General features: G+C 48.5%; 1 protein-coding gene and 1 pseudogene. Both read right to left on the reverse strand.

Annotated elements, in window-relative coordinates; translation table 11 throughout:
- On the reverse strand, window positions 1–635 hold a 635-nt coding region (locus DWX68_RS14485), incomplete at its 3' end, for a VirB6/TrbL-like conjugal transfer protein, CD1112 family (RefSeq protein ID WP_118630034.1).
- Between the two features lie 25 nt (window positions 636–660).
- Window positions 661–744 (reverse strand): annotated as a pseudogene (locus DWX68_RS14490) (Maff2 family protein); the annotation flags it as partial.
- Window positions 745–783 lie beyond the last annotated feature (39 nt).

The following is a 783-nucleotide window of genomic DNA, read 5'->3' on the forward strand; positions in this document are numbered from 1 at the left end:
CCGCACACCGCCTTTGGATGAAAAGCGGCGCTTCTGGACGCGCGATAAATTTCAATCATTCGACCGTAGACGATCACAAAGATGATGATTGCCAAGGCGGACATCGTGACCTGCACGATAAAGGATTGTAGGAACAAGCCGAGCAAAGGCCCCAAATCCATTGCCATCAGTGTTTCTTCCATTGTTTCCAATGCCGAAGCATCTATGGCAGTATTTCCGGATATGATACCGGCGCTTGCGTTTATAACGTGCTGTGCCACATCGAACACAGCCATCGTGATATTGAATGTGTTTGTGATTAACATGACCGCAACAAAAGTCTTGAACACCCATTTGAAGAAGATCCAGGTTTCAAAATTCGCCAGATTGTTGTGGTCAATAATCATCTGAATTAGCTCATAACAGGCAATGAAGGTCAGAATCAAGCCTGCTATTGGGATAATCACTGACTCGGAGATGTTTCGTACCATGGCAAAGACACCCGGCGAAAAATTCGCCGGGGTCATGCCAACGGAGGTTGCTATCTCGCCAACCTGGTTGTTGACGGACTCAAACATCCCCGACAGATTTCCCATAATGGCTGAAACGAGCATTTCTTTCAGCCAGTCTGTGATCTGTTGGAGTATGCTGTCCAAAGGCGATTACCTCCTTGTTTTGTGATTAACCGAACAGTCCGGAGAGCAGAGGTACAAGGGTGGTGCCGATGAGAGCAACACCGCCGCCAGCCATGAGCTGTTTTATCCCCAATTAGGTGTAAAACTCTGCTCGATGGCGGGCGGCGGC

It is taken from the genome of Clostridium sp. AF20-7 (genome assembly GCF_003479275.1).
In the GTDB taxonomy this organism is placed as follows: Bacteria; Bacillota; Clostridia; order Lachnospirales; family Lachnospiraceae; genus Otoolea; species Otoolea fessa.